The organism is Candidatus Caldatribacterium sp. SIUC1 (assembly GCF_051549785.1).
Lineage (GTDB): Bacteria > Atribacterota > Atribacteria > Atribacterales > Caldatribacteriaceae > Caldatribacterium.
Map to the genome: position 1 here is coordinate 1,025,529 of NZ_CP189974.1, position 26,743 is coordinate 1,052,271.

The 26,743-nt window shown below is 57.1% G+C and carries 28 protein-coding genes; 20 read left to right on the forward strand and 8 right to left on the reverse strand.

Annotation, left to right across the window (positions count from 1 at the left end; all coding sequences use genetic code 11):
- Positions 1–3: 3 nt before the first annotated feature.
- Positions 4–675: a DUF554 domain-containing protein gene (locus tag ACP6EK_RS05305; RefSeq protein WP_438313770.1), complete on the reverse strand. Its 672-nt coding sequence runs from the start codon at positions 673–675 to the stop codon at positions 4–6.
- Positions 659–1,741, reverse strand: coding sequence for an AI-2E family transporter (locus ACP6EK_RS05310; protein WP_438313773.1), 1,083 nt, complete (start codon positions 1,739–1,741; stop codon positions 659–661). The genes ACP6EK_RS05305 and ACP6EK_RS05310 overlap by 17 nt, the downstream gene beginning before the upstream one ends.
- A gap of 72 nt (positions 1,742–1,813) precedes the next feature.
- Here ACP6EK_RS05310 and ACP6EK_RS05315 point away from each other — a divergent pair, with 72 nt between their 5' ends.
- Genes ACP6EK_RS05315 through ACP6EK_RS05325 form a run of 3 tightly spaced genes read left to right on the forward strand, consistent with a single transcriptional unit; the run spans position 1,814 to position 3,319 of the window.
- The gene (locus tag ACP6EK_RS05315) at positions 1,814–2,530 is read left to right on the forward strand and encodes a glycosyltransferase family 2 protein (RefSeq protein ID WP_438313775.1); all 717 of its coding nucleotides are present in this window, start codon (positions 1,814–1,816) and stop codon (positions 2,528–2,530) included.
- Positions 2,512–2,712 (forward strand): DUF6485 family protein, encoded by a 201-nt coding sequence (locus ACP6EK_RS05320; RefSeq protein ID WP_438313778.1) that lies wholly within the window; start codon positions 2,512–2,514, stop codon positions 2,710–2,712. Before ACP6EK_RS05315 ends, ACP6EK_RS05320 begins: the two co-directional genes overlap by 19 nt.
- Positions 2,690–3,319 carry a cyclase family protein gene (locus ACP6EK_RS05325; protein ID WP_438313780.1) on the forward strand — a complete coding sequence of 210 codons (630 nt, stop codon included), beginning with the start codon at positions 2,690–2,692 and terminating at the stop codon, positions 3,317–3,319. Before ACP6EK_RS05320 ends, ACP6EK_RS05325 begins: the two co-directional genes overlap by 23 nt.
- Here the strand turns inward: ACP6EK_RS05325 and ACP6EK_RS05330 are convergent.
- Genes ACP6EK_RS05330 through nikR form a run of 4 tightly spaced genes read right to left on the reverse strand, consistent with a single transcriptional unit; the run spans position 3,282 to position 5,958 of the window.
- Positions 3,282–3,920: a tetratricopeptide repeat protein gene (locus tag ACP6EK_RS05330; protein WP_438313783.1), complete on the reverse strand. Its 639-nt coding sequence runs from the start codon at positions 3,918–3,920 to the stop codon at positions 3,282–3,284. The two genes, ACP6EK_RS05325 and ACP6EK_RS05330, sit on opposite strands and share 38 nt — an antisense overlap.
- A 19-nt stretch (positions 3,921–3,939) precedes the next feature.
- The gene (locus ACP6EK_RS05335; RefSeq protein WP_438313786.1) at positions 3,940–4,653 is read right to left on the reverse strand and encodes a B3/B4 domain-containing protein; all 714 of its coding nucleotides are present in this window, start codon (positions 4,651–4,653) and stop codon (positions 3,940–3,942) included.
- Positions 4,650–5,534 carry a cation diffusion facilitator family transporter gene (locus tag ACP6EK_RS05340; RefSeq protein ID WP_438313789.1) on the reverse strand — a complete coding sequence of 295 codons (885 nt, stop codon included), beginning with the start codon at positions 5,532–5,534 and terminating at the stop codon, positions 4,650–4,652. Before ACP6EK_RS05340 ends, ACP6EK_RS05335 begins: the two co-directional genes overlap by 4 nt.
- Entirely contained in the window at positions 5,527–5,958 is a 432-nt protein-coding gene (gene nikR / locus ACP6EK_RS05345) for a nickel-responsive transcriptional regulator NikR (RefSeq protein WP_438313791.1), read from the reverse strand. The genes ACP6EK_RS05340 and nikR overlap by 8 nt, the downstream gene beginning before the upstream one ends.
- A gap of 99 nt (positions 5,959–6,057) precedes the next feature.
- Here nikR and ACP6EK_RS05350 point away from each other — a divergent pair, with 99 nt between their 5' ends.
- The 7 genes from ACP6EK_RS05350 to ACP6EK_RS05380 all read left to right on the forward strand — a co-directional run bounded on the left by ACP6EK_RS05350 (position 6,058) and on the right by ACP6EK_RS05380 (position 11,762).
- Positions 6,058–6,582, forward strand: coding sequence for an ECF transporter S component (locus tag ACP6EK_RS05350; protein ID WP_438313794.1), 525 nt, complete (start codon positions 6,058–6,060; stop codon positions 6,580–6,582).
- Positions 6,554–7,141 (forward strand): class I SAM-dependent methyltransferase, encoded by a 588-nt coding sequence (locus ACP6EK_RS05355; RefSeq protein ID WP_438313797.1) that lies wholly within the window; start codon positions 6,554–6,556, stop codon positions 7,139–7,141. The genes ACP6EK_RS05350 and ACP6EK_RS05355 overlap by 29 nt, the downstream gene beginning before the upstream one ends.
- A 78-nt stretch (positions 7,142–7,219) precedes the next feature.
- Positions 7,220–8,410 (forward strand): mannitol-1-phosphate 5-dehydrogenase, encoded by a 1,191-nt coding sequence (locus tag ACP6EK_RS05360; protein ID WP_438313799.1) that lies wholly within the window; start codon positions 7,220–7,222, stop codon positions 8,408–8,410.
- A gap of 2 nt (positions 8,411–8,412) precedes the next feature.
- Positions 8,413–9,462, forward strand: a complete 1,050-nt coding sequence (locus ACP6EK_RS05365) for a zinc-dependent dehydrogenase (protein WP_438313802.1) — start codon at positions 8,413–8,415, stop codon at positions 9,460–9,462.
- 154 nt (positions 9,463–9,616) lie between these two features.
- Positions 9,617–9,796: a hypothetical protein gene (locus ACP6EK_RS05370; protein WP_438313805.1), complete on the forward strand. Its 180-nt coding sequence runs from the start codon at positions 9,617–9,619 to the stop codon at positions 9,794–9,796.
- Between the two features lie 589 nt (positions 9,797–10,385).
- Positions 10,386–11,234 (forward strand): HDOD domain-containing protein, encoded by an 849-nt coding sequence (locus ACP6EK_RS05375; protein ID WP_438313808.1) that lies wholly within the window; start codon positions 10,386–10,388, stop codon positions 11,232–11,234.
- A gap of 24 nt (positions 11,235–11,258) precedes the next feature.
- Positions 11,259–11,762, forward strand: coding sequence for an ECF transporter S component (locus ACP6EK_RS05380; protein ID WP_438313811.1), 504 nt, complete (start codon positions 11,259–11,261; stop codon positions 11,760–11,762).
- Here ACP6EK_RS05380 and ACP6EK_RS05385 read toward each other — a convergent pair.
- Both ACP6EK_RS05385 and ACP6EK_RS05390 read right to left on the reverse strand, forming a co-directional pair.
- Entirely contained in the window at positions 11,718–13,106 is a 1,389-nt protein-coding gene (locus ACP6EK_RS05385; RefSeq protein ID WP_438313814.1) for a phosphomannomutase/phosphoglucomutase, read from the reverse strand. The genes ACP6EK_RS05380 and ACP6EK_RS05385 overlap by 45 nt on opposite strands.
- Positions 13,107–13,108: 2 nt before the next feature.
- On the reverse strand, positions 13,109–14,065 hold the full coding sequence (locus tag ACP6EK_RS05390; protein ID WP_438313817.1) for an NAD-dependent epimerase/dehydratase family protein: 957 nt from the start codon (positions 14,063–14,065) through the stop codon (positions 13,109–13,111).
- A 115-nt stretch (positions 14,066–14,180) separates the two neighbouring features.
- On the opposite strand from ACP6EK_RS05390, the gene ACP6EK_RS05395 reads away from it, so the two are divergent.
- The 10 genes from ACP6EK_RS05395 (at position 14,181) to ACP6EK_RS05440 (ending at position 26,706) form a co-directional block, all read left to right on the forward strand.
- Positions 14,181–15,122: a class II fructose-bisphosphate aldolase gene (locus ACP6EK_RS05395; RefSeq protein ID WP_438313820.1), complete on the forward strand. Its 942-nt coding sequence runs from the start codon at positions 14,181–14,183 to the stop codon at positions 15,120–15,122.
- A 14-nt stretch (positions 15,123–15,136) separates the two neighbouring features.
- Positions 15,137–17,077, forward strand: a complete 1,941-nt coding sequence (locus ACP6EK_RS05400) for an FAD-dependent oxidoreductase (RefSeq protein ID WP_438313823.1) — start codon at positions 15,137–15,139, stop codon at positions 17,075–17,077.
- Positions 17,078–18,391 (forward strand): B12-binding domain-containing radical SAM protein, encoded by a 1,314-nt coding sequence (locus tag ACP6EK_RS05405; RefSeq protein ID WP_438313826.1) that lies wholly within the window; start codon positions 17,078–17,080, stop codon positions 18,389–18,391.
- A 25-nt stretch (positions 18,392–18,416) separates the two neighbouring features.
- Positions 18,417–19,052, forward strand: a complete 636-nt coding sequence (locus ACP6EK_RS05410) for an MBL fold metallo-hydrolase (protein WP_438313829.1) — start codon at positions 18,417–18,419, stop codon at positions 19,050–19,052.
- A gap of 119 nt (positions 19,053–19,171) precedes the next feature.
- Positions 19,172–19,405: a (2Fe-2S) ferredoxin domain-containing protein gene (locus ACP6EK_RS05415; RefSeq protein WP_438313831.1), complete on the forward strand. Its 234-nt coding sequence runs from the start codon at positions 19,172–19,174 to the stop codon at positions 19,403–19,405.
- Complete coding sequence (locus ACP6EK_RS05420; RefSeq protein ID WP_438313834.1) at positions 19,392–21,101, forward strand: [Fe-Fe] hydrogenase large subunit C-terminal domain-containing protein; 1,710 nt, start codon at positions 19,392–19,394, stop codon at positions 21,099–21,101. The genes ACP6EK_RS05415 and ACP6EK_RS05420 overlap by 14 nt, the downstream gene beginning before the upstream one ends.
- Entirely contained in the window at positions 21,098–22,252 is a 1,155-nt protein-coding gene (locus ACP6EK_RS05425) for a SpoIIE family protein phosphatase (RefSeq protein WP_438313837.1), read from the forward strand. The genes ACP6EK_RS05420 and ACP6EK_RS05425 overlap by 4 nt, the downstream gene beginning before the upstream one ends.
- A gap of 14 nt (positions 22,253–22,266) precedes the next feature.
- The gene (locus ACP6EK_RS05430) at positions 22,267–22,773 is read left to right on the forward strand and encodes an NADH-quinone oxidoreductase subunit NuoE family protein (RefSeq protein WP_438313840.1); all 507 of its coding nucleotides are present in this window, start codon (positions 22,267–22,269) and stop codon (positions 22,771–22,773) included.
- On the forward strand, positions 22,770–24,680 hold the full coding sequence (nuoF, locus tag ACP6EK_RS05435; protein WP_438313843.1) for an NADH-quinone oxidoreductase subunit NuoF: 1,911 nt from the start codon (positions 22,770–22,772) through the stop codon (positions 24,678–24,680). Before ACP6EK_RS05430 ends, nuoF begins: the two co-directional genes overlap by 4 nt.
- A complete protein-coding gene (locus ACP6EK_RS05440) occupies positions 24,673–26,706 on the forward strand; it encodes a [FeFe] hydrogenase, group A (protein WP_438313846.1) in 2,034 nt (677 codons plus the stop codon). Before nuoF ends, ACP6EK_RS05440 begins: the two co-directional genes overlap by 8 nt.
- The last annotated feature ends 37 nt before the right edge of the window (positions 26,707–26,743 follow it).

Sequence of the window (26,743 nt, forward strand, 5' to 3'; positions counted from 1 at the left end):
CTCCTAAAGGATACGAATGAAAAGCGCCACAAAGCCAAGAGACGGGAGGAGGTTCGCCACCCGGATTTTCTTGAGGTTGAGGAGGTTCAGGGCAATCCCCAGGATGAGGATACCCCCGGTTGCAGTCATTTCCCGGACGAAGACTTCCGAGAGAAACGGGGCGATAAACCGGGCAAGAAGGGTGATGCTTCCTTGAATGAGGAGGATGGAGAGGGCTGAGAAAGGAACGCCAATACCAAGGCTTGCCCCAAGGGCGACCGAGGCCGTCCCGTCAAGGAGAGATTTCGTGTAGAGGATATGGGGGACTTTCCCCAGACCGTCCTCGAGAGACCCCATGATGGTCATCGGACCGATACAGAAAAGCAGTGTTGCAGCAAGGAACCCCGGGGCAAATGTCCCTGCTTCAGCCTTCAGACGTTCCTCAAGCCGCCTCGAGAAGTGCTCCAGGCGTCCTTCAAGCTGCAGGAGTTCTCCCAACGCGCTTCCGGCCACAAGGCTCAAAAGGAGTGCCAGGAACTTTTCCCCCTTGAGGGCCATGGAAAGCCCAAGGGGGACACACACAAGTCCCAGGGTGTGCATGAGGGCTTCCTGAACACGCAGGGGAAACTTCCCCCGGAGGGTTATCCCCAGAAGCCCCCCAAGGACCACAGCCAGAGCGTTACAGAGCGTTCCCATGCTCTGTCACCTTTTGCTTCGCCTTTTTCTGGTGGAGGAGAATACCCTTGAGCACTCCCGCCACAGGAATGGCAGCGATGACTCCCAAGGCCCCGAAGAGCTTTCCCCCTACAAGGAGGGCAAAAAGCACCGTCACCGGGTGCAATCCAGTCTCTTTCCCCATGACCCGGGGGGTAACCACCACGCCTTCGACGAAGTTGATGGCGCTGAAGAGGGCCACAACCCCCACCACATGCCAGAGCGACTTTGTGCTGGCAAAGAGGAGTGCCGGGATAGCCCCTACAATGGGTCCAAGGTACGGGATGACGTCGGCGATTCCGGCGATGATGCCGATGACCAGGGGAAATTCAATGCCCATAGCGAGCAACCCCACGGTTGCTGTGGATCCCACAAAGAGGGAGAGAATCAGTCGACCCCGGATGAAATTGCCGACGACCCTGTCCACATCCCGGAGGAGTTCGATGTACTCCCTGTGACGTTCCCTGGGAAGGATTCGCACCAGCGTTCCCCGGATTTTCGCCGCATCGACCATGAAGTAGTACAGGGCAAAAGGGGTGACGACGAAACCCAGGAAGAGCACGCTCATGAAGAGCGAAACGAGGTTCAGAATGTTCTTCGTGATGGTCTGGAAGTAGTTTTCGAGGTTTCCCAGAAAGTTCCGGAGGAAATCCTCCACTGCCTCAGCAAGACGAAGCTCAGGATACCTGGCGTCTAAGGCCCTGGCTGCTTCAAGGATTTTCCCGACGAAGTCCTCAATGTATCTGGGGGCAGAAGACGCCAGAGCCTTGAGCTGTGACAGGGCTTCGGGAATGATGAGGAAAAAGAGCAGGGCGAAGAAGAGGAGCAGGGCAAGGAAGACGATAACCACCGAGAGTTTCCAGGAAAGCCCTCTTTTATTGAGGAACCGGGCGGCAGGGGTGAGCGCGTAGGCCAGAAGTCCCCCAAGGACAAAGGGGACAAGAACATCCCGCAGAAGGTACACAAGGTACAGCGCAAGGACAAGGAGGAGGAGATAGTAGAACCTTTTCAACCACTCGGTGACTTTTTCTTCTCGCGCTTCTGGCAAGTGGCTTTCCCTTTCGTGCGTTTTATGTATAATATTCTAAGGCTTTCACGCCACTTTGCAAGAGTGAGACCGATGCTTGACGGCCAGAATATAGCTGTTCTTATTCCAGCGTACAACGAGGCTCCGCGGATTGGAAGAGTCCTTGAGGTAGTCTGTGCTGCAGACTTCGTGGACCAGGTGGTAGTCATCGACGATGGTTCACAGGATGATACAGCGTCTGTGGCCTCCCGTTTCCCCGTCCTGGTCCTCCGCCATCCCAGGAATTTCGGAAAGGGGAAAGCCCTGGTTTCTGGCATTCGGGAGACGAAAGACAGCGATATCTACCTCTTCATCGATGCGGACCTCCTGCACCTTGAGAAGGAGCATCTTCTGGCTCTGGCTGAGCCCCTCATTCGGTATCCGTTCCTCGATATGACGATTGGGGTGTTCAAGGGGGGAAGAGGATCGAGTGACCTTGCCCAGCGCTTCTTCCCCATTCTCAACGGGCAGCGGGCGGTGCGGGGGAAATGGGTACGGAATCTCCCCGATTTCTCCTGGACTCGCTTCGGGGTTGAGGTCTTTCTGACGAAGTTTGCCCATGATACTGCGGCCAATATCGAGATGGTCCCGCTTTGGGGCCTTGCGCACTACCACAAGGAAGAAAAGTACGGCCCGTTCCTTGGGGTGTACCATAGATTGAAGATGTACGTGGAGATTTTCCGAACCTACCTCCTCTATGAAGGACACATCCAGAAGGATCCCAAAGTCGTTGAGGAAAAGGAGGAACGCGTATGCCCGAGTGTCACCTGAAAGAAAACCTTGCTCAGTGTACCTGTACATACCTTTCCTGTGCGAAGCGTGGGAAGTGCTGTGAGTGTGTGGCGTACCACCGCGCCCACGGAGAAATCCCGGGGTGCTTCTTTCCACCTGACGTTGAGCGAACCTATGACCGCTCCATTCGGAGATTCATTGCAGCGTATCAGAGAGCCTGAAAACCTGATTGTCGACCTCTCCCGGACCCTTGTTCCGGGAGAGTCCTCTTTCCCTGAAGACCCGCCCTTCCTCGTTCTTCCCTGGCACCAGCACAACGTCCATGGGTTCGCCACCCAGGTGCTTTTCCTTCCAGAGCATGCGGCAACCCACGTGGATGTTCCCCGGCACTTCTTTAAGGATGCCTGGGGAGTAGAGGCTATTGCTCTTGAGCGGTTCTTCGGACGGGCTCGAGCCCTTGACCCCGAGAGACTTCCCCGTCCTCTTGAGGAGACGCTACTTCGGAAACTCAACGTGGCGGAGGGGGACATCGTCCTCTTTGTGGGGAACCCGAAGCTCACCGAGGAGGACGCACGGGCACTCCTTGCCTGCGGCGTGAAAGGAGTAGGGGTTGAAGCAGAGAGCATTGACGAACCGCCCTTCCCTCTGCATCGCCTGTTCCTGAAAGCAGGAGTGCTGATTTACGAAAACCTCACCGGTGTTGCTCACCTTGTGGGGAAAGACATCCTCTTCTTCGGCTTTCCCCTGAAGATTTCCTCCGCAACCGCTTCCCCGGTACGGGCGGTGGCGATTATTTTGCCTTCGGAAGACGCGAGCGGGCTTCCTTGAGCCAGTACTGTCCGGTGGCGTCGTCCGGTCGAAGCGCCGTGTATTTCTCCAGGGCCCACACGGCGTTGTGGTAGTCGCCGGTCCGAAAACTCGCGATCCCGAGCCAGTAGTAGGCTTTGTCGAATGTTGCGTTAGCCTCGATGGCCTTTTTGAAGTACTCTATGGCGTCGTAAGGCTCGCCCCGCTCCAGAGCCACGATGCCCCGCTCGTAGTTCTCCCAGGCCTCTTTCCCGTACTGTTTCCAGTTGCGAACCTTCCGCAGGAAATACCGGGCCTGCTGGTTCTCTGGTTCAAGTTTCACCACCTTTTCCCAGGCCCAGATGGCTTCATCGTACATATCCTCTTCCTGATAGGTTCGGGCAAGCCAGATCCAGGCCTTCACAAAATCAGGTTTGGTGGTGACGGCCTCGATGAAGAACTGGATGGCTTCTTCCTTCCTCCCTACCTGGTAGAGGTTATACCCCTGGTCGAACATCACCTGGGCGTAGCCTTCTTCGGGGACATCGATACTGTACGGGGCAAAAGGGGGGACTTCTCCATCGGCCCAGGCGAGGGAAACCCAGAGGAACACAAAAGACAGTGCCAGGAATACGTATCGCATAGACTCTCCTCCTTTTTCCTTATTGTACCACAGGAATTTCAAGTTCCGGGGCATCGTTCTTCAGGACACCCGTTGTGACGTGACAGCCGCAGTACCGGGCAAAGAGAGACGAAGCTTCGGCGAGGATCTCCTCAAGGTCCTCAAGTGTGAAGGGAGGAAGGCAATCGATGTTGATGACTGTGGATATGGTGCTTTCCGTGATTTTCGTCGCGTCTCCCTGTCGCCAGGTCCACTTCCGGCAGAGGACCTTGCGGCTATCCCGAAGGATGATTTCGCCTTTTTGCGGAGGTTCAGGCTCGGTACCGTTGAGGGGGATGTACCATTCGCCCCCCTGCGCATAGGTGAGCACGAGGTCTCCTTCAATTTTCCCCAGGTCATCGCCTCCGCAAGGAAGACCATAACGGAGGGATACCGTGTTCATGAGGGCTACGGGGGTATTGATGTAGGAGAGAGTACCCCCCTTGAGGACTCTCCGGAGGAGGTTTTCGATGGAGGGGGGACACCGGTTGGGGTTCGTCCCGAACCTCATGAAGGCCTCACGCCAGCCCCTGATTTTCGGATCATTCCGGAGGGTTTCAAGGGTGTAGCATTTCCGGGCAGTGCATTCTGCTTCCCGGAGGAGACGGACCACATCTTCTTGCTCGCCGTGGTTTGCCACCCCCAAGAGCACGAGAACACCCCGGAGATACCCGGGGTACGAGGCGAGAATCGCCGGGTCGATACGGTACTTCACCGGTGTTCCTCCTTTTCGGTGGTCGGCTCAATGTGCACCGTCACATCGGTCACACCGTTAAATTTCTGCTTGATCACTTGTTCCACCTCTTCCGATATCCGGTGGGCTTCCTCAACGGACATGTTTTCGTCCACGAGGACATGGAGGTCGAGGTGGATGTCGTCGGCCCGTCCTCGGGTTCGGATTTTGTGGCACCCCTGGACTGCGGGGACACTCCGGACAACCTGAGCCACTGCCTCGGGGTACAGGACGTTTTCATCGCAGAGAATTCGGCAACTCTCGGTGAGAATCACAATGCCTGCCCGAACGATGAGCCCTGCAATGGCAAGAGACGCCAGGATGTCCATCCAGGGAAAACCAAGACGAATGGCCACCAGAGTGCCCAGGACTCCCAGGGACACAAAGACGTCGCTTTGCGTGTGCAGGGCATCGGCAAGGAGGAAGTCGCTTTTCCACCTTTTGCCCACCGCTTTTTCCCAGAGGACCACGACACCGTTCACCCCCAGGGTGAGGGCCATGAGGGCAAAGCTTGTTACTTGGACTTCGGGAACATGGAGGGAGGTCCATCGTGTCCAGACCTCCCGGACCACTTCTGAGGCTGCTCCAAAAAGCAACAGGGCAATCCCCACCGAAGCAAAGGTTTCAAACTTCTTGTGGCCATAGGGGTGGCTTGTGTCCGGAGGACGAAAGGCAACAGAGAGTCCAACAAGACCGACGATGTTGGAAATCCCGTCAGAGAGGGAGTGGAACCCGTCGGCGGTCACACTGGTGATACCGGCGATTTTCCCATAGAGAATTTTCACCAGGGCCACACCCAGGTTGCAGAAAAGGACGAGAATGAGCACCCGGCGAAGTGCGACATACCTTGTCTTCTCATCCATGGGATTCTTCTCCTTCGTTTTCCTGAAAAGGGACAGAGGTGACCTGGCAATCCAGAACTCCTCGCAGGCTCTGGAGTTCCCGAACGAGGGTGGCGATGCGCTTTGTCTCTCCCCGCACAAGGAGGACTTCAAGGCATACCCGGGCATTGCAGTGCACGTGGGTGGTGGAGACAATGGTGTCCCGGAAGGCGTGCTCAAGCTTTAGGAGGCGCTCGGTGAGGTTCCTCGTGGTATGGTCATAGACCAGGGTAACCGCGCCCATCGCCTGGCCTGCAAGGTGTTCCCACCGTTTGGCGCTAATGAACCGCTGGACGAGATGCCGGAGGGCATCGGAGCGGCTGGCAAACCCCTCTCTCTGGATGGTTCTGTCAAACACCTCAAGGAGCGTGTGGTCCATGGAAACCCCAAAGCGCACAAGAGCCATAGAGCATTCCCTCCACTATTATACCGCAAGCCTTTGGCTGTTCTCGAGGAACGGCTCTCGTGCTACAATTCTTTAGAAACGTGCTACGGAGGTGATTCCATGCACACCCGCGACCTCACAAAAGCAGCGGTTCTTCTGGCCACTGGCATTGTTCTTCCCTCGGCGTTCCACCTTTTAGGGCTTCCGGGAAGAGTTTTCCTCCCCATGCACATTCCGCCGCTTCTTGGTGGTTTTCTCCTCAGTGGGGATCTGGCTTTCCTTCTTGGGTTTGTTCTCCCACCTCTGAATTTCCTGGTCACGGGCATGCCTCCCTTTCCGGGCTTTCTCCCCATGATGTTTGAGCTTGGGACCTATGGCCTTTGCACCTTTGTGAGTTCTACCCGTCTTCGCTTTGGTGCGCTTCCTGCCCTGGTTTTGGCCATGCTCGCCGGTCGGGGTGTGTCCATCGTGGGGAACTGGGTGCTCTTTGCCTTTCTGGGGAGTGGGTTCAACCTTTTGGCCCTGGTCCAGAGCCTTTTCGTTGCTGCTTTGCCGGGTATTGTGGTGCAACTTGTTCTCATTCCGGTTCTTGTGAAGGTTTTAGGGAGGTGGCGCAATGTCCCAGGTCCTTCGCGCCTTCTTTAACGAAAAGGCCCCTCTCTGGGATGCCCTGCAGGAGGTCCCCGTAGAGAAGCTTCGGGCACTCCTCCTTCACCTTCCCATCCCCCAGGGGGCGACCATTCTTGATGTTGGTTCTGGAACAGGTGTACTCGTCCCCTTTTTGCGGGAACTCTTTGCCCCTGCCCTCATCGTGGAACTCGATATTGCCGAGAGAATGCTTGCCGAGGCGCGGAAGAAGTTTGGGGACGAGGGAATTGAGTACGTGTGGGGAGACGCCGCAACCGTGGTTTTTGAGAGGACTTTTGACGCCATTCTCTGCTATTCTTCCTTCCCCCACTTTGAGAAGAAAGAGGAAACTGTTGCCCATCTTTCCCAGTTTTTACGGGAATTGGGGATACTGGCCATCTTCCACACTCAGGGACGGGCAGGCATCCATGCCATCCATGCCCTCTATGAAGTAACGAGGACACACCTTCTTCCGGAAGGGGAGGTGGTGGCGGCAATGCTTGAGAGGGCAGGCATCCGAGTCTTCGAGGTTCTTGACACGGAAGAAGCGTACCTTGTGGCGGGAATCAGGGCGTGAGATTTTGCGCTGAGTATTCCCTTGTCCTTACACCTGGCGTACAATGGAAGGGAAGGCGGCGATTTTCCGGAGGAAAGGATGGGCGTTTTTCTTCAGTTCGGTGCGGGGAATATCGGTCGGGGATTCATGGGACAGCTCTTTTCTGAGGCGGGGTACAGCGTCGTCTTCGTGGACGTCAGAAAGGACCTCGTCGACCTTCTGAACGCCCAGAAGTTCTACCCCCTTCGCCTTCTCGATGCGTACACGAAAACCGGCCGGGATCTTTTCATCGGTCCTGTGTGGGCACTGCATGTGGGGGAGGAGGACCGGGTCGCTGAGGTTTTCGCGGAGGCAGAGGCTGTGGGCACGGCGGTGGGGGTCAGGAATCTCCCCGACCTTGCCCCGCTTCTTGCCCTGGGCATCCGGAAGAGACGGGCCCTTGGGAAAGGCCCGGTTGATGTGTACCTCTGCGAGAACGCAAGGGATGCCGCAGGAACCCTGAAGGATGCGGTGCTGAGTTGCTTGACGGCCGAAGAAAGGGCGTGGACTGAGGCCCACATTGGCTTTGTGGGAACGAGCGTGGCCCGTATGGTGCTCTCTCCCGAGGTCCTTCCCGAATCCCACGACCCCCTCCTTGTTGTGGCCGACGCTTACCGGGAATTCCCCTACGATGCCCAGGCGTTGCGGGCTTCGACGCTTTCTGTTGCGGGAATGAAGCCAGTGCGGAATTTCGTTGCAGAGTTTTTCCGGAAATTCCACACCCACAATCTCGGTCATGCCACCCTGGCGTACCTTGGATACCTCAGGGGGTTGCGGTACATCCATGAGGGGTTTCAGGATTCCTTCGTCAGCGAGGTTTTCGAGCGTGCTCTTGATGAGACCTCCCGGGCCCTCCTTCGGCGATTTTCCCAGGACCTTGACCCTGAGGAACATCGGCGGATTCGTCAGGACATTCGCGTTCGTTTCGGTAACCCCCTCCTCCAGGATACGGTGTACCGGGTTGCCCGGGATCCTCTGCGGAAACTCGCTCCTTCTGAGCGGCTCATAGGGAGTGCCCATCTCTGTCTTGAAGAAGGGGTATTCCCTGAATACGTTGCCTGCGTGTGCGCTGCAGCCCTGTGTTACGACTGGCGTGGGGATCCCGAGGCAGTTCGGCTTCAGGAGATGCTCAGAGAAGAGGGTCTTGCTGCTGTTCTTGCCGGAATCTGCGGGGTTTTGCCCGAAAGCCCCCTGGGGGAAAGGGTCAGGGAGTGGTATGCAGTCCTGAAAACCGGGCAGAAGAGGTGGTGAGCATGAGAGCAGCCGTATTTTACGGGCCGGGTGATCTCCGGATTGAGGATCGACCGGTACCCCTCATAGGGAAGGGCGACGTTCTGGTGAAGGTTGAAGCGTGTGCCATCTGCGGGACCGATGTTCGCATTTTCCACTTTGGCCACAGGGCGATTACTGGACCCCAAGTCCTTGGTCATGAAATTTCGGGGGTCATTGCCGAGAAGGGGGAAGCGGTTGAGGGGTATGAGGTGGGGGAGCGGGTGGTTGTCGACCCCATAGTCTCCTGCGGACAGTGTTTCTTCTGCCAGCGAGGGCTCACGAACCTCTGCCGTGTTTTCAAGGAGAGGACTGAGGCTTTTGGATACTACTACCCTGGGGGATTTGCCGAGTACGTCCTTGTGCCGGAGAAGGCCGTGCGGCGGGGGAATCTCGTGAAGTTCCCTGAAAGCCTTTCCTTTGAAGAGGCGGCCATCTCTGAACCCATGGCCTGCGCCCTCAATGGGCAGCTCCTCTCCAGGGTGGGACTGGGCGACCGGGTTCTGGTCATCGGTGCAGGACCTGTGGGATGCATGCACGTGGCACTTGCTAAGGTCTTCGGAGCGACGAGGGTTTTCGTTGCCGAGATTCAGGAAGCCCGCCTTTCCGAGGCGAAGCGTTTTGGTGCTGACCGGCTCATCAACCCTGCAAAGGAGAACCTAAGAGAGGTTGTCCTTGCGGAAACCCAGGGGATTGGTCCTGATGTCGTCATCGTTGCCGCATCTTCCCGTAAGGCTCAGGAAGAGGCGGTGGAGCTTGCTGCTCCCCGGGGGCGGGTGAACTTCTTCGGAGGTCTTCCCAAAGACGACCGCATGGTCCAGGTCGACGGTAACACGGTCCACTACAAGGAGCTCTTCATCCACGGGACCTCAGGGGCCACCACCGCCCACATCCGCACCTGTCTTGACCTCATGAGTGCAGGACGCATCGATGGCAAAGCGTACATTTCGAAGGTCATCGCTCTCCAGGAACTCCCCGAGATGCTCCGGGAGATTCAAAAGGGGCCATACCTCAAGGTGGTCGTGAAGCCATAAGGAGATATTGTGGGCTTCTCTGGAACTCTCCAACAGGAGGAGATAGTGACGCTTCTATGCTAAATCTCGACCACCATGCAGGTGGCAGACTAAGCCCCTGTCTCTCCCTTCCTTTCCCACCGTCCCGCGGGCTGGGGAAGGAAAGGAGTAGACCGTGGATATCTTCCGGGCTTTGAAGTTCAACGGGTGCTCAGTGAGGCACTACCGCCTGAGAATCCAAAGGCGTAAGCTCCCTCCCTTCACCATGACCCCTGAGACCATCAAGAAGGAGGAGAGGGGGAGAGCAGTTTTCTGGGAAGTCTATAACAGCATCCCGGTGATGCGAAAGCGGTGAATGCTTTAGTACGACCCTCAAGGACCTGGCGCAGAGTACGTCCTGGGTTCCTGTGGTATGAGGTGACCGTAATCCTCTGGATAGGTGAGGTTGGGGAGGAGAAACCCGTGTGAGAGAGTTCAAGGGTGGAGAGAACTTGAGAAATTCCCCCTACGATAAGTTGACGCTATCACCATGAAGTTCCACCTTAAGAGGTGGACGGAGAAGGTGTAGGAGAAGACCACACTGGAGCTTGGGGAGAGGAGTTCTGGGGGAGCTGAGAGACACTGGGTTTTCCAGGTGCCCCGCATGGTGTGAACCTATACAGACGTCTGAACCGGGAATTCAGTGGTAGTCAACCATCAGCACTCAGGCACGGTGGAGTGCTGGATGCAGAAAGCAAGCGGAAACAGGTTGAACCAGCAGAGTATACGGCAATCCTGAGACGGCTTGAGCAAGTTCTGATGAATACTGACTGGGGTTGTGCGCACAAATCAAACTTGAGCTGGGGACATTCGCTTGGGGTTTTTGGCAACGATTTTTCTCTTCCTGGAAGAGACAGGGCGCTTTTTGTGTTCTATAATGAGCAAAGGGATTTCTGGAGGGGGATATGGGTAAGCTCACACTCCCGGCGCTGGTGCGAGCGGTTGAGGATTTACCAGCCCTGCCCGCGGTGGTGCAGAGGGTTATTGCGCTCACGGAAGACCCGAGGTCTACTGCCCGGGATATCAACAACGTCCTCACACAGGACCAAGGGCTCACGGCTAAGGTCCTGCGCTTGGCGAATTCGGCATTCTATGGCTTCCCAAGGCGCATTTCCACCGTCACTGATGCCACAATTCTCCTTGGTTTCCAGACCATCCGGAGCATTGTTCTCGCGGCCTCAGTCAGTGAGATGATGAAAAAGGAACTCAGAGGGTATGCTCTGGAGCGGGGAGAACTCTGGAGGCATTCCCAGGCAACGGCTGTGGGTGCCCGCATGCTGGCGAGGGAGGTGAAATTCTCCCGCTTTGAAGTGGCCTACACGGCGGGCCTGCTCCACGACATCGGGAAGCTCATTCTCGACACCTACCTGAGGGATGAATACGAAGCCGTGCTTGAGAAGGTCGAAAAGGAGAACGTGACCTTCCTTGAGGCCGAAGAGGCCCTTCTGGGGTTCCACCACGCTCTTGTGGGGGCAAAGGTTGCCGAAAAGTGGAATCTCCCCCCGGAGCTTGTTGAGGCCATCGGGTTCCACCACGAGCCAGAGCGGGCTCAGGAAAACCCGAAGCTCACCGCCATCGCCCACATTGCGGACTGCATGAGTGTGAGCCTTGGCATGGGGGTGGGGGTTGACGGTTTCCTCTACCGCATTTCCCCAAAGGCGGTGGAGCTTTTAGGTCTTCAGGAGGACCAGGTGGACCGCCTCCTTGCGAACCTGATGGAAGTTCTGGTCGATGAGGATACCTTTGGGGAGTGACTCGGTCCCTGTGGGGGTGGAGCGATGGAGGACAGAGTGAAAATTCTGGTGTATGGGGCTTTAGGTATTGCCCTTGTGGCTTTGGCCACGATGAGCATCCAAATTCCGGTACCCCAGACCCGGGGGTACATCAATTTAGGGGACACGGTGATTTTTGTCTTTGCCATGCTCTTTGGCGCCCGGATCGGAGGGCTCGCTGGGGGCGTGGGGTCGGCGCTGGCTGACCTCCTCACAGGATACGCGCACTGGGCACCCTTTACGCTGATCATTAAGGGGATTGAAGGGCTTCTTGTGGGCCTTTTGGCCTCAGGAGAAAAGAGCTATCCCGTGCGGGTTTTTGTAGGCCTTCTTGCGGGCCTTGTCATGGTTTCTGGGTATTTCCTCGCCGAAGTTGTCCTCTATGGACTTGGAGCAGCCCTGGCTGAACTCCCGGGGAACTTCATCCAGGCCGGGAGTGCAGTGGCGATCGGTCCCCTCGTTGTCTTAGCCCTCCAGAGAATTGCGAGGGCCATAATCCGCCGAATCTGAAGAGAGTTTCTCTAAGACCTCCCTTGCAATTTCTGGAAAGGCCGCAAGGAGGCGGTGCACAAGGGAGGGAATGGCTTCTCTGTCTTTCCCCTCAAAGCGAAGGGTGTACACGGGCTCGGTCACGGATTTCCTGATGAGCGCCCAGCCTTCTTCCCACTCCACCCGCAGGCCATCGAGTCTTGTGATGTTGCCGCCTTGCAGGGTACTCTCAAGGAGGGAAAGGAGGTTTTCCCGCCCTTTCTGGGGAATACGGATGTCAGGGGTCACGAAACTCTGGGGGAAAGTGGCGATGATGGAGGAAAGGGGTTCGCTGTTTCTGCTCAAAAGAGTGAGGAAGAACGAGGCGGCGTAGAGCCCGTCATCCCGGCCGAGTTCCCGGAAAAAGTAGTGGCCGCTGATTTCTCCAGCCATCACAGCGTTTTCCTCAAGGAGCCTCCGCTTGATGTAGGCGTGGCCTGAACGCTCCGGGATGGGGATGCCCCCGGCGCGGCGCACCTCTTCAGGGACGACAGAGGAACACTTGAGGTCATAGACGAACTTCTTCTCCCCGGGAATGGGGGCGAAGTGCTGGCGGATGAAGAAAATCATCCCCTTTTCTCCCTCGAGCACTGTCCCATCATCGGCCACAAAGACCACCCTGTCGCCGTCGCCGTCGAAGGCAATGCCAACGTCGGATCTCGTTTCCAGAACTTTTTCCCTCAACGCCCTGAGATTTTTCGCCTCCGGATTGGGAGGACGGTTGGGGAAGGTACCGTCTGGGGTGCAGAAAAGGGGAATGACCTTGTGTCCCAGAGAGTGGAGGAACCTTGGGGCGAGTTCAGAGGAGCACCCGTTCCCGCAGTCCACAACAACCCGCAGCGTGCGCTGAGGAGGAAGGACCCGGGAGGCGAGGAAAGTAAGGTACTCCTCTACGAGATTCATGCTCAGGAGGCGGCCTCTTGCACCCTTTCGAAACGCCCGTTCCTCCACCTGCCGGGCTAAAGCAGTGAAGTCCTCGGGAAGAGGAGGACGGTGGGCGAAACCGATTTTGAAACCATTGTACTGGGGAGGGTTGTGGGATGCGGTGACCATAACCCCTGCCGGGGTGCGGAGGTGGTCAATGGCAAAGTAGAAAAGGGGTGTAGGGACAGTGCCCAGGTCGACCACGTTGCCGCCACTGTCCCGGAGCCCCTCGATAAGCGCCTCCTTGAGGGAGGGAGTGTGGGTGCGGACATCCCCACCCACGGCAAAAGAGGTCCCCTCGGGGAATGAGGAGGCAAAAGCCCGGCCGATAAAGTAGGCAACGTCTGGGTTCAGCTCTTCGGGGACTGTGCCGCGGATGTCGCAATCTTTGAAGATGCCCACGGTCACCTCACCTCAAGGACACCTCGGGCGATGAGGTCGTGCATGGCTTCGAGGACTGCCCCTTCCGGAGTGTAGCGAGGGACAAACCCGAGGAGTTCCCGGGCCTTTTCCATAGAGACGCAGCATCCCTGACGAACGTGCATGGCCGCTTCCTCAGGGTATCCGAACCGTTCCGTATATTCTTCAAGCGAGAGGGAACGGAAGCAGAAGGTTTTCTCAAAAGAGGTAGCGATGAACTCTCCAAGGCCAAAGAAGGTCATCGCATACCGGGCACCACAGTTGAAAGCCTCTCCCACAGAGGCTCTGGGATTTTCAAGGGCAGCGAAGAAGAGCTCAGCCACATCCTGGGGGTGGACGTGGTGGAGCGTGCTGAAGCCCCCGTCAAGAAGGACGATTTCTTCTCCGTTGAGGATTTTCTGGAGCGTCTGCGGATCGTGGTCGCCAAAGGGGGTCACGAAGGTCTTCCCCGGGCCGGTGATGTGGGTGGGACGGATCACGGTGAGCTTGAGCTCACCCTTTTTCGAGGCAGCAAAGAGGATATCCTCGATGAGCACCTTCTTTCGGGCGTAGTCGTTTTCCGGAAGACGGGGAGCATCTTCAGGAGTCGGAATCACCCTGGTCTTCCCGTAGACCCAGGCGGTGGTGCACATGAGTAGGTGCGCGTTGCTTCCTCGGAGCACCTCTACAAGTGCCTGAGCGCTCTCGGGCTCAAAGGCGATGAGGTCGATGATGGCATGAGGCCGGATGGCGCGGATATGCTCCCCAAGGATTCCCTGCTTTTCGTCTCTTTCCCGATCTCCCGGGATGAGGTGGACCCGGCTCCAGAGCGGGGAAAAGGGGTAGGGTTTCGTCGTTCCCCGACTGAACACCCACACCTCGTACCCTGCAGCAACGAGCCTTGGGACGAGGTAACTCCCGATGTGTCCTGTTCCACCGATGACGAGGACTCTTCCCTTCATGCTGCCACTCCCTTTGTCCTGTCGCTCCCTTCCATTGTATGCAATTCCGGTTGCTTCGGAAAGGTCTTTGGGGTAAAGTGGAGTAAAGTTTTTTCGAAGAAAGGGGTAGGATTCCGTGGCAGACTGGAGAAAGAAGCTGGCGAAAGCCTCGCTTGCTGACATCATGCACGCTGCGTTCGTGCACCGGATTCTTGTTCCCGCGTTTAACGTTGCGTATCTCCCTATGGTTCCGGCGATTGTCGAGGCTCTGCGCCGTACCGAAACTTTTGCCCTTCTTGAGGTCTCCCGCCCCGATATCACCCGGTTTGGGGCTGAGAGTTTCCGGGCGGTGAAAGAGGCTTTCGACCGCTTTGGGGATCTCTCGCTCTCCCGACTCCACCAGGACCATGTGCCGGTGATTGACGAGGAAGGGCAACTCGTGGACTGGAGCTCCCTCATCGATGAGGCCTTGAGACTCGGGTACCACTCGGTGATGATCGACGGGTCACGCCTTCCCCTTAAGGAGAACATCCGGGTGACCCGGGAGGTGGTTTCCCGGGCTCATGCTCTGGGGGTATGCGTTGAGGCGGAACTCGGGGCCGTTCTGGGGCATGAGTCAGGACCCCTGCCGCCGTACGAGGAGATTTTTGCAAGCGGCAAAGGCTTCACGAATCCGGAGGATGCGGGGAGGTTTGTGCAGGAAACGGGAGTCGACTGGCTCTCGGTGGCTATCGGCAACATCCACGGGGCAATAAGCGGAGTAGCAAAGGACCAGAAGAAGGTTGAAGCTCGTCTGAATATTGAGCACCTCAAAAAGGTTGTGGAGCGCACCGGCATCCCCCTTGTCCTCCACGGTGGTTCGGGAATCCGGAAAGAGTACGTCCTTGAGGCCATTCGCCACGGCATCACCAAAATCAACGTGGGCACCGAAATCCGCCAGGCCTATGAGCAGGCGCTGAGGGCCCACGGGGAGATAGAAGAGGCGAAGAAAGCGGTGACGGAGAAGGTCGAAGAGCTCATCGTAACGTACTACGAGATTCAGGGTTCAGCCCGGAAGCTCGCAGAGTACGTAGAATAGAGAGGAGGGGGAATGTGCAGTACCCACATCTTTTTGCACCGGGGAAAATCGGGAAGTGCAGCATACGGAACCGGGTCGTCATGCCTCCTATGGCGACGAACCTGGGGAGTGCCTTTGGTGAGGTGACCCCCGAGCTTCTGGCCTACTACAGGAGGCGGGCCCAGGGAGGAGTGGGGCTCGTTATTGTAGAGAATGCGCAGGTTGACATGTTCCAAGGCCGAAGCCTCACCGCGCAGATTGCCGTTGACAGTGACAAGTTCCTCCCGGGCCTTCGTGCTCTTGCCGAGGTTATCCATGCCGAGGGCACAAAGACCTTCCTCCAGATCCAGCACGGTGGACGGCAGTGTACACCCTCGACGACGGATGGGTTGCAACCGGTTGCTCCATCTCCTGTGCCCTGCAAGTTCCTCGGGGTCATGCCTCGAGCGCTGACGAGAGAAGAAATTCAGGAGCTTGTGGAGAAATTCGCTCAGGCGGCGCTCCGAGCAAAGCTTGCCGGTTTTGACGGCGTTGAGGTTCATGCGGCCCACGGGTATCTCCTGAACGAGTTCCTCTCCCCGTACACGAACAAGCGGGATGATGAATACGGCGGAAGCTTTGAGAACCGCCTGCGGTTGCTCCTCGAAATCCTTGCGCGCATCCGGGAGCTCGTGGGGGAGGACTTCGTTGTTGGGGTTCGCCTAAGCGTTGAGGAATTCGTCCCCGGAGGGCTTGCCCTTGCGGAATCCCAGGAGATTGCTCGGGTGCTTGAAGCCAGCGGGGTGGACTATATCAGTGCAAGCTGTGGTATCTACGAATCGGTGAGCACCATCATCGAGCCCATGAACTTTGCAGAGGGCTGGAGGGCACATCTTGCACGAGGGATAAAGGAGGTCGTTTCCTGCCCGGTCATCGCGGTGGGGGTTATTCGGCATCCTGAGGTTGCCGAGCGCATTCTTGCTGAAGGCCATGCTGACTTTGTGGCCATCGGGCGAGGGCTCATCGCCGATCCGGACTGGGTGAAGAAAGCCGCTTGGGGGAGGGAACGAGAAATCAATCACTGTATCAGCTGCAATGTCGGTTGCATTGGGGAACTCTTTGCCAGCGGGAAGGTCCGCTGCGCGGTGAACCCCTGGGCTGGACGAGAACTCTTCTTTGATGAGCGAGCAAGGGCCCTGGAGAGAAAACGGGTGGTGGTCGTCGGTGGTGGGCCGGGGGGTATGACTGCAGCGCTTGTTGCCGCGCAGCGGGGACACGAAGTGCACCTTTTCGAAAGGGAGAAAGCTTTGGGAGGACAGCTCCGCTTTGCTGCCCGGGCTCCCCACAAGGAGAAACTCCTGTGGTTTGTGGAATACCTTGAGGAAATGCTTCCGAAAGCTGGGGTTTCGGTGTACCTCGGAAGTGAGGCGACTCCAGAAACAGTACTTGCCCTCGAGCCTCAGGCCGTTATTGTAGCGAGTGGAGGTACTCCTGTTATTCCTGAGTTCTCCGCTCTTGATCCTTCCTTTGCCTGCACGGCCTGGGATGTTCTGCGGGGAAGTGTGGTGCTTGAAGAAAAAGATGTCGTTGTCGTGGGTGGAGGAGTTGTGGGGTGTGAGGTTGCCCTTTTCCTTGCCGAGCGGGGCAACAGGGTTACCCTTGTAGAGATGCTCCCCCACCTTGCTGTGGATGCAGAGGTCATCACAAGAATTGAGCTTTTGAAGGCCCTGAGTGCTTCAAGCGTCCGTGTCATGACGAGTACCCGGTGCATGGACGTCGAAGGGCGGAGGATCGTGTACCTGTGTGACGCCGATCCGAAAACTTCAGAACTCCATCCAGAGTACATCGTTTTTGCCCTGGGAACGCGACCCAATCGAGGGCTCTTCGACGAGCTCTCCGGGAAGATTCAGGAGCTCTTCCTCATCGGTGATGCTCGGGAACCTCGGAAAATCTTCCACGCAGTCTACGAGGGGGCCCTGGCGGCAACTCAAGTGTAGATGGCACACGTTCTCCTTATTAATCCCTGGGCGTACGATTTCACCGCTTTTGACCTGTGGAGCAAGCCCCTGGGACTTCTGTACCTGGGGGCACACCTCAGAAGCAAAGGCTTCAGGGTAACGCTCCTTGACTGCCTGGACCGGGGAGACCCGGATTCCTGTGCACCGAAAAACGAAGGGCCGCGGAAACTCAGGGAGGCAGGGTGTGGAGGGTACTTCAAGGAAATTCTCCCGAAGCCCTGCTTTTTCTCTGTCATTCCCCGGTACTTCAAGCGCTTCGGGATGCCCAGGGAGAAGGTTCTCGTTCGTCTCCGAAACCTCGACCCCCCGGATGTGGTTTTGGTGACCTGCAGTTTCACCTACTGGTACCCGGGTGCTTCGGTTGTTGCGGATATCCTCCGGCGCACGTTCCCCAGGGCATTCCTCGTCCTTGGAGGTGTGTACCCGACACTCTGCCCGGATCACGCAAAACGTCTTGGATTCGATGTCGTGGTTTCTGCGGCCGACCCTCTGAGTGTCTCCAGGCACCTTGAGGGACTTTTGGGCACAAGCCTCGGCATCCGGACGTACGAGGATTTCTTTGCTGTACCACCGGCTTTTGAGCTCTACCCGAGGCTTTCCTACGGGGTTGTCCTCTCTTCCCTTGGGTGCCCCTTTTCCTGCACGTATTGCGCTTCCCGAATCCTTGCTCCGTCGTTTTTCCAGCGCCCTCCGCAGGATGTAGCTGAGGAAATCCGCTACCTTTTCGAGCGCTTCGGTGTTCGCCACATTGCGTTTTACGATGACGCCCTTCTTTTCCGGGCAGAATCTCACTTTCTTCCCCTGGCAGAGTACCTTGTGCGCTACAATCTCCCGGTGTCCTTCCATCTCCCCAACGGGCTTCATGCCCGGTATGTGACCAGGGAGGTTGCCGGTTTCCTCAGGAGGGCAAACTTTTCCACCATCCGGTTGAGTCTTGAAACTGCTGTGTCTCCCCGGCAAAAGCAGAGTGGTGGAAAGGTCACTAACGAACTCTTTGAAGAAGCAGTACACGCTCTGCAGGAGGCTGGGTTTTCTCCCCAGGACATCGAAGTGTACCTGCTTTTCGGCTGGCCAGTGGAAGAAGCAAATGAGGTCATGACCTCGGTTTTGTATGTACGAAGTCTTGGTCTTGTGCCCCGCCTCGCCCTCTATGCCCCAACACCGGGAACAAAAGACTACGAGACTTTCTTTTCCCATGAAGAGGAACCTCTCTGGCACAACAAAATCGCCTTTCTCTATCGGCGTGGGTGGAGCAAGCTCTATGAAAAGTTGCAGGGGAAGGGGAAGTGTTAGATAATGGTTGTGGAGGTGTGGCAACATGGAAGTGAGGTGGTTTGGGCATTCGTTCTTCCTTGTGACCACCGAGAAAGGGAAGAAACTCGCCTTTGACCCCTTTGATCAGAGCGTGGGGTATCCGCTCCCTGAAGTCGAAGCCGATATAGTCCTGGTGAGCCATGAGCATTTCGACCACAATAACGTCGCCCTGGTTCGGGGATACCAGGAGGTCATTCGTCAGCCCGGGGAGTACAGAAGAGGCGATATACGAATCCAGGTTTTTTCCACCTTCCACGATGAGGAAGAGGGGAAAAAGCGGGGGAGGAATAACGTCTTCCGGGTTGAGGTTGACGAGATGGTCCTCATGCATGTGGGGGATCTTGGCACGATTCCCCGAGATGAGGAGCTCCAGGCCTGGAAGCCGGTGCATCTCCTCTTTGTTCCTGTTGGGGGTGTTTACACTATCGACGCTCGAGGAGCCCAGGAACTCGTGGGCAAACTCTCCCCGTCCATCACGGTCCCCATGCATTACAAAACGCGATTTCTCTCCTTCAGCCTGAATCCGGTAGAGCATTTCCTGAAGCCCTTTGAACGGGTGAAGTTTCTGAGAAGCTCGACCTTCACGGTGGCGGCGAAAAGTCTCCCGTCACTTCCTGAGGTGTGGGTTCTCGAGATCTGAGAAGTGTGGTATAATTCAAGTCCTATGGAGGAGGGGGAGCATCTGCTCCCCTTTCTCTTTCTTCGGCAAGGAGCGTGAAAATGGTCACGATATCTGTCTGCGTGGGGAGTTCCTGCCACTTGAAAGGGGCGTACGACATCATCCACCAGTGTGAGCGTCTCATTGAGGAGCTTGGTCTCAAGTCCCAGGTGGAACTTCGAGGAACGTTCTGCCTTGGACGATGCACGGAGGACGGTGTCACGGTGGTTGTGGACGACGAAATCCTGAGCGGGGTTTCTCCGGAGAACTTTCGGGAAATTTTCGAGAGCAAGGTTCTCCCCCGAATCCGGGAGGGTTCCCGTGAGCGTCATTAGTACGATCCGCACGAGCTGTCGGGATTGCTACAAGTGCATCCGTCACTGTCCGGTGAAAGCCATCCGCATAAGCTCGGGGCATGCGGAAGTGGTGGATGAGCGATGCGTGAAGGATGGCCGGTGTGTGCTTGTGTGCCCTCAGAAAGCCAAAAAAGTGCGTTCTGACCTGGAGGATGCCAAAGCTTTGCTGGAAAAAGGAGGACGAGTTGTGGCCAGTATCGCTCCCTCTTTCGTTGCGGCTTTTCCCGAAGCCACGCCAGGTCAGGTTGTCCAGGGGCTGAAGATGCTGGGATTTTCGGAAGTTCGAGAGACCGCAGAGGGTGCTGAGTGGGTGGCAAAAGAACACGCTCTGCTTCTTGCAGAAGGGCGCACCAATGTGATCTCGAGTTCCTGTCCGGCGGTGAACTTCCTCATCACCCGGTACTTCCCAGAGTACACTGAACACCTCGCTCCGGTGGTTTCTCCCATGGTGGCGCACGGTCGAATCCTCAAAAAGGAAGAGCCTCACACCCGGGTGGTGTTCATCGGTCCCTGCATCGCCAAGAAGGCCGAGGTTGAGGAGGAAGGGGTCCGAGGGGATGTGGATGTGGTGCTCACCTTTGAGGAGCTTCGGGAGTGGTTCCGGGAGGCTCGCCTCGAGCTCGCAGCTCTCCCTGAAGCACCATTTTCCCGGAGACGAGTCCGGTGGGCCCGGGCCTTTCCTCTTGAAGGAGGTCTCTTACAGAGTGCCTCCCTCGAGGTGCACCTTCTTTCCCGAAACGTTGTGACCATTACGGGAATTGACCGGTGCAGGGAATTCCTGGAGAGCTTTTCCCCAAAGCGTTGCAAGTTTCACATCATTGAGATGATGTCCTGCGAGGGCGGGTGCATCGATGGGCCGGTGCTCTCTTCCTCCCTTTCTCTCTATGAACGGCGGGAGCGGGTGCTCCTCTACACCGAGGAATCCTTAGCGCCTGAAGAGTCCCCGGTGTGCGCTGATCCACCGAGTTTCCGGCGAACCTTTGTTCCGGCTCCGGTGCCCAGTCCTGAGGTTCCGGAGGAAGAGCTCCAGAAGATCCTCGCCCTCACCGGAAAGTTCACCCCTCAGGACGAATTGAACTGCGGTGCCTGTGGATACGATACCTGCCGGGAAAAGGCAAAGGCCGTGTACCAGGGGATGGCTGAAGCGGAAATGTGCATCCCCTTCATGCGAATGCGGGCAGAGTCTTTCTCGAGTTTCCTCATGACCGTGACCCCCAATGGCATTGTCCTCGTGGATGAGGACCTTCGGATTGTGGAGATGAACCCCGCTCTGCGGCGAATGCTTGGGCTTGCGGGGAAACTGGTGATCGGGAAGAGAATTGACGAGTTTCTCGATCCTTCGCCCTTTGTGGAGGTTCTGCGAACGAAAAAGGCCACAACCTGTGAAGTGACCTATCCCCAGTACCATAACCTCTTTGTGCGGCTTTCGGTCTTTTTCCTGGAGAAGTCACGCCTCCTCATGGGCATTTTTGTAGACCTCACGAAGGAGAAAGAACAGGAAGCCATGATGGCTACCATCCGGGAGAAAACCATCGAGAAGGCCCAGCAGGTCATCGCCAACCAGATGCGGGTGGCTCAGGAGATCGCCAGTCTCCTTGGGGAAACGACAGCGGAAACCAAGGTTCTTTTGAACAAGCTCATGCGCATCCTCCGGGGAGAGACGCTGGAAGAATGAGAGACCTTTTTGTTGAAATTGCCTGTGCCCAGGTGGCGAAATGGGGCGAGGAACTCTGTGGGGACAGCGTGTGCTACGAGAAGGACGGCAACATGACTGTCCTTGCCTGGTCCGATGGTCTGGGGAGTGGGGTGAAGGCGAATATCCTTTCCACCCTCACTTCCCGGATTATCGTTTCGATGCTCCGACGGAACTCTTCCCTTGAGGATGTGGTGGGAACGCTGGCCGAGACACTCCCGGTGTGCCGGGTGCGGAAAATCGCGTACAGCACCTTTTCGGTGGTGCAGATTTTCCCCGATGGGGAAGCGTACATCGCGGAGTTTGACAACCCTCCGCTTTTCTGGATCCGGAACGGAAGGGTCATGTACCTTGAACGACGGAGGCGGGAAATCGGAAAAAGGGTTATCCTGGAGGCCAACATACGCCTCCAGCGGAACGACTGGATCGTGGGTGTCACCGATGGAGTGGTGCACGCCGGCATTGGTGGACTCTGGAACCTGGGGTGGAGGTGGGAGAAAATCGCCTCGTTCCTTGAAAGCACGGTGAACGAACACATGGATGCGGCGACACTGGCCTTGCGCATCATTGAGACCACAAAGAAGCTCTACCAGGGAAGGCCTGGGGATGATGCTACCTGTGTGGTGGCAAAAATCCGCCTTCCCCGGCGCCTGATTCTCTGGGCAGGACCACCAGAAGACCCAGCAAAAGACGAAGAGGTGGTGCGTCGCGTGCTCTCTTTCCCAGGGAAGAAGGCGGTGTGCGGGGGAACAACAGGGAATATTCTAGCCCGGTTTCTGGGGAGAGAAATCCGGGTGGATCTTGCATCCCTGCGGGAAGACGTACCCCCCGTGGGGATTCTTGAGGGTGTGGACCTTGTGACCGAAGGGGTGCTCACCCTTTCTCTGGTTCTCCGGCGTCTGCGCCAGGGGGTGAGAGAAGAGGACGTACGATATGAAAAAGATGGTGCAAGCCGGCTTCTTGCGCTCCTTTTTGAGGCCGATGAGGTCACCATTATCGGCGGGCGGGCGATTAATCCTGCACATCAAAATCCCAGGCTCTCAGGGGAGTTGTCCCTCAAGGCCAGGATTCTTGAGGAGATTGCCGAGGAGCTGCGCAGGCGTGAAAAGATGGTGCACCTTGAGTACTGTTAGCGGAGGTGAGACCTATGGAAAGGCTTGAACCAGAAGTTGCCCTGAGCCGAAGTTTCGAAAAGATCAACGCGATCCTCGAAAAACACGGCTATGACCCTACAAACCTCATTGCCATCCTCCAGGAAATCCAGGAGGAGTACCGGTACCTGCCGGAGGAAATTCTCACCTATGTGGCCACGGCCCTGCGGGTTTCCCCAGCGTACGTCTACGGGGTGGCCACGTTCTATGCCCAGTTCTCGCTGAGACCGAAGGGGAAACACATCATCAGGGTCTGCGACGGCACGGCATGCCACGTGAAGGGTTCGGAAAAGGTCTTGAGGGCAGTGCGGGAATACCTGGGCCTTCGGGAAGGGGAGAATACCACTCCGGACCTCCTGTTCACCGTGGAAACAGTGGCTTGTATTGGAGCGTGCGCCTTGGCTCCGGTGATGGCTGTCGATAATGAAGTGTTTGGCCCTATGGATGAAGAGAAGGCACGACAGATCATCGAGGAGATTGAAAAGAGGAGTGAGGTCTCGTGAAGTTTGCCACGCGGAGCGACCTCGAGGAGTACATTGGGTCTCTGAAGAAGCAACAGCAAAAACAGCGGGTTCTCGTGTGTATGGGCACGGGGTGTCTTGCCAAGGGTGCTGAGGCGGTGTACAGGCGTTTTGCAGAAGTTCTTGCCCGGGAGGGTCTCGATGTCTCTTTAGTTTTGGACAGGGAAGATGTTGCCGAGCAGCGTTTTGCTCTCTGCCCTACAGGGTGCATGGGAATCTGCGAAACAGGTCCGAGGGTTCGTGTAGAACCCCATGGAGTACAGTACTTGCGCGTAAGACCGGAAGATGTTGAGGAGATCGTCGAGGAGACCTTGAAAAAAAGAAACGTCGTTTATCGCCTGGTTCAAAGCGAAGTATTGCCCGATGGCCGAGTGCAACACTGGCCCTTGATTAAGGATGACCCTTTCTATCGGAAGCAGGTTCGGCTGGTGCTTCGGAACTGTGGCACCATCGATCCGGAGAACCTTGATGAGTACCTTGCCCGAGACGGATACCTCGCCCTGGCCAGGGTTCTGACGGAGATGACTCCTGAAGATGTGATTGGGGAAATCATGAAGTCCGGTCTTCGAGGCCGGGGAGGCGGAGGGTTCCCCACGGGGAGGAAATGGCAATTTGCCCGCATGGTTAAGGCCGATAAGAAGTACGTTATTTGTAACGGAGACGAAGGGGATCCGGGGGCTTTTATGAATCGCTGTCTCATGGAAGGCGATCCCCATGCAGTTCTTGAGGGTCTCGTTATTGCCGGGTATGCCATAGGGGCTCAGGAAGGGTACATTTACGTTCGAGCTGAGTATCCTCTGGCAGTGAAGCGGTTACGCAAGGCCATCCAGGATGCGTACCAGGCAGGTCTTTTGGGGGAGAATATCCTCGGGACGGGGTTCCGTTTCGACGTTCGCATTAAAGAAGGCGCAGGAGCATTCGTTTGTGGGGAAGAGACTGCCCTCATCGCTTCCATTGAGGGGAAACGAGGTATGCCCAATCCCCGACCTCCGTATCCGGCCCAGAAGGGCCTCTTTGGCAAACCCACAGTTATCAACAACGTGGAAACCCTGGCTAATGTTCCGGCCATCATCCTCCACGGAGCAGAGTGGTTCCGTTCCTTTGGTACCACGACGAGTCCCGGTACCAAGACCTTTGCCCTCACGGGAAAGGTGAAAAACACCGGTCTTGTTGAAGTTCCGATGGGCATCACCCTGCGGGAACTCATCTTTGATGTTGGTGGGGGTATCCAGAACGGTAAGCGCTTCAAGGCTGTGCAGATTGGCGGGCCGTCGGGAGGGTGTCTTCCGGAGGCCTTTCTCGACCTTCCGGTGGATTACGACTCCCTCTGCAGTGCCGGGGCGATCATGGGTTCTGGAGGGCTTGTTGTCCTTGATGAGGACACCTGCATTGTGGAAGTTGCCCGCTTCTTCATGAGCTTCACCCAGAGTGAGTCCTGCGGGAAGTGCGTCCCCTGCCGGGAAGGAACAAAGCACATGCTCAACATTCTCCAGAAGATTGTGGATGGGAAGGCCACACTGGAAGACCTTGCCCTCCTTGAGGAAACGGCTCTTGTGGTGAAGGACGCCTCGCTCTGCGGCCTTGGAAAAACGGCGCCGAATCCGGTACTCACGACGCTGCGGTACTTCCGCGACGAGTACATCGATCACGTGGTGCACAAGGTTTGCCCGGCCCAGGTATGCCAGGCGATGCGGGAGTTCTGGATTGACCCGGAGAAATGCCGTACCTGTGGCAAGTGTGCCCGGGTCTGCCCGGTCTCGTGCATCTCGGGTCGTCCCAAAGTGCCCTACGTGATCGACCAGGTAAAGTGCATCAAGTGTGGCTCGTGTTTTGAAGCCTGTCCCTTTGATGCCATTGTCATCAGGTGGAGGAGGAAGGGCAATGCGTGACGCAGAGAAGAAGGTCGTTATTGTCGACGGCCAGGAAATCCCCCTTGAGGGAGAGAAGAACATCCTTGAGGTAGCGAAGAAGGCCAATATCGATATCCCCACCTTCTGCTACCACTCGGATTTGAGCGTATACGGAGCCTGCCGGATGTGCCTTGTGGAGGTGGAAGGAAGAGGTCTCATGCCTTCGTGCTCCACGCCCCCTGAACCCGGTATGGTCATCCACACGAATACTCCCCGGGTGCTCGAGGCCCGGAAGATGATTGTGGAACTGTATCTTGCCAATCACGACCGGGACTGTACGGTCTGTGAACGAAATTTGAACTGCCGCCTGCAGGAGATGGCCTCCCGCATGGGCATCACAAGAGTCCGATTTGGCGGAAGAACCGAGAAAGACCCTAAGGACGACTCCACCTTTGCTCTTGTACGGGACCCCAATCGCTGTATCCTCTGCGGCGATTGCGTGCGGGCCTGCCGGGAAATCGAGGGCATCGGGATTTACGACTTCACCCACCGGGGTGCCCGGGCACGGGTGGAACCGGCCTTTGGGAAGAAGCTCTCTGAGGTCGAATGCGTGTACTGCGGGCAGTGTGCCATTCGCTGTCCGACGGCGGCGCTCGTCGTGAAGTCAGAGGTTGACGCTGCCTGGAAGGCAGTGCTCGATCCGGAGAAATTCGTGGTGGCGCAGATTGCCCCGGCAGTCCGGGTGGCCATCGGTGAAGCCTTCGGCCTTCCTCCTGGGGAAATCACTACCGGGAAAATCGTCGCTGCCCTGAAGAAAATCGGTTTTGACCGGGTCTATGACACCTCGTTCAGTGCGGACCTTGTGGTCATTGAGGAAGCCGAGGAGTTTTTCCGGAGGCTCCAGAGCAATTCCCGCCTGCCACAGTTCACCTCCTGCTGCCCATCCTGGGTGGTCTTCGCCGAACGGAACTACCCCTTCTACCTTGAGCACCTCTCTTCGGTCCGTTCGCCGCAACAGGTCTTTGGCTCGGTCATCCGGAATTTCGTCTCCCGGATGGAAAATGTGCCCAACGAGCGCCTCGTCTCGGTCTCCATCATGCCCTGCGTGGCCAAGAAATTCGAGGCTCGACGAGCCGAATACGTCCACGATGGAACTCCTGATGTGGACATCGTCCTCTCCGCCCAGGAGACCATCAAGATGATTAAAATGGCCAACATCGATTTCCGGGAGCTTGACCCCGTCCCCTTTGATACCCCTCTCAGTGCAGGAAGTGGTGCCGGTGTCATCTTTGGGGTCACCGGAGGCGTGACCGAGGCGGTACTGCGCTACGCCTACGAGCGTCTCACCGGGAAAGAGCTTAAGGAGTTGGAGTTCAGGGCTGTTCGGGGCTTTGAGGCCGTCCGGGAAGCGGAGGTCGATTTCGACGGGAGACCTGTGCGGGTGGCGATCGTCCACGGTCTGGCCCATGCCCAGCGGCTCATCCAGGAGGTCCGGGAAGGGAAGCGCTCCTACGACTTCATCGAGGTCATGAACTGCCCCGGAGGGTGCATCGGGGGTGGTGGCATGCCCCTCGCTTACCCCGACTACCAGACGGTGCTCAAGAAGCGTGCTGAAGGCCTCTATAACGCCGACCGCTTAAGCCCCGTGCGCAAGGCCCAGGATAACCCGGCGGTGAAGCTCCTTTACGAGCGCTGGCTCAAGCACCCGGGGAGTGAACTTGCCGAGCGGCACCTCCACACCCACTACTACTCTCGCCGGAGGATTTCCAACGAAGTCATCCGCATCCAGGAGGCTAAAAGCTCCCGGAAAGTGGATGTTGCAGTCTGCGTGGGGACGAGCTGTTACCTCAAGGGTTCCTACAACATCCTCCAGCGGCTCCTCAAGATGGCGAAAGAGTACGGTGTTGAGGATCGGATAAGCGTTGGAGCTACGTTCTGCCTTGAACGCTGCGCCAAAGGACCCAACATCCGGATCAACGAGGAGATCGTGTCCGGTGTGGGGGAAGAGAATCTGAAGGAGATTTTCGAAAACCTCGTCCTTCCCCATCTCCAGGAGGTGCGCTGAGGAATCCCGGGGCTCTTCCTGAGGGCCCCGGGTTCTG

Excerpts from the sequence above, each read along its gene's own strand:
- ACP6EK_RS05305 (WP_438313770.1), bottom strand. The coding sequence starts at position 675 with ATGGGAACGCTCTGTAACGCTCTGGCTGTGGTCCTTGGGGGGCTTCTG.
- ACP6EK_RS05315 (WP_438313775.1), top strand. The coding sequence starts at position 1,814 with ATGCTTGACGGCCAGAATATAGCTGTTCTTATTCCAGCGTACAACGAG.
- ACP6EK_RS05320 (WP_438313778.1), top strand. The coding sequence starts at position 2,512 with ATGCCCGAGTGTCACCTGAAAGAAAACCTTGCTCAGTGTACCTGTACA.
- ACP6EK_RS05330 (WP_438313783.1), bottom strand. The coding sequence starts at position 3,920 with ATGCGATACGTATTCCTGGCACTGTCTTTTGTGTTCCTCTGGGTTTCC.
- ACP6EK_RS05340 (WP_438313789.1), bottom strand. The coding sequence starts at position 5,534 with ATGGATGAGAAGACAAGGTATGTCGCACTTCGCCGGGTGCTCATTCTC.
- nikR (WP_438313791.1), bottom strand. The coding sequence starts at position 5,958 with ATGGCTCTTGTGCGCTTTGGGGTTTCCATGGACCACACGCTCCTTGAG.
- ACP6EK_RS05350 (WP_438313794.1), top strand. The coding sequence starts at position 6,058 with ATGCACACCCGCGACCTCACAAAAGCAGCGGTTCTTCTGGCCACTGGC.
- ACP6EK_RS05355 (WP_438313797.1), top strand. The coding sequence starts at position 6,554 with ATGTCCCAGGTCCTTCGCGCCTTCTTTAACGAAAAGGCCCCTCTCTGG.
- ACP6EK_RS05360 (WP_438313799.1), top strand. The coding sequence starts at position 7,220 with ATGGGCGTTTTTCTTCAGTTCGGTGCGGGGAATATCGGTCGGGGATTC.
- ACP6EK_RS05365 (WP_438313802.1), top strand. The coding sequence starts at position 8,413 with ATGAGAGCAGCCGTATTTTACGGGCCGGGTGATCTCCGGATTGAGGAT.
- ACP6EK_RS05375 (WP_438313808.1), top strand. The coding sequence starts at position 10,386 with ATGGGTAAGCTCACACTCCCGGCGCTGGTGCGAGCGGTTGAGGATTTA.
- ACP6EK_RS05380 (WP_438313811.1), top strand. The coding sequence starts at position 11,259 with ATGGAGGACAGAGTGAAAATTCTGGTGTATGGGGCTTTAGGTATTGCC.
- ACP6EK_RS05390 (WP_438313817.1), bottom strand. The coding sequence starts at position 14,065 with ATGAAGGGAAGAGTCCTCGTCATCGGTGGAACAGGACACATCGGGAGT.
- ACP6EK_RS05405 (WP_438313826.1), top strand. The coding sequence starts at position 17,078 with ATGGCACACGTTCTCCTTATTAATCCCTGGGCGTACGATTTCACCGCT.
- ACP6EK_RS05410 (WP_438313829.1), top strand. The coding sequence starts at position 18,417 with ATGGAAGTGAGGTGGTTTGGGCATTCGTTCTTCCTTGTGACCACCGAG.
- ACP6EK_RS05425 (WP_438313837.1), top strand. The coding sequence starts at position 21,098 with ATGAGAGACCTTTTTGTTGAAATTGCCTGTGCCCAGGTGGCGAAATGG.
- ACP6EK_RS05430 (WP_438313840.1), top strand. The coding sequence starts at position 22,267 with ATGGAAAGGCTTGAACCAGAAGTTGCCCTGAGCCGAAGTTTCGAAAAG.
- ACP6EK_RS05440 (WP_438313846.1), top strand. The coding sequence starts at position 24,673 with ATGCGTGACGCAGAGAAGAAGGTCGTTATTGTCGACGGCCAGGAAATC.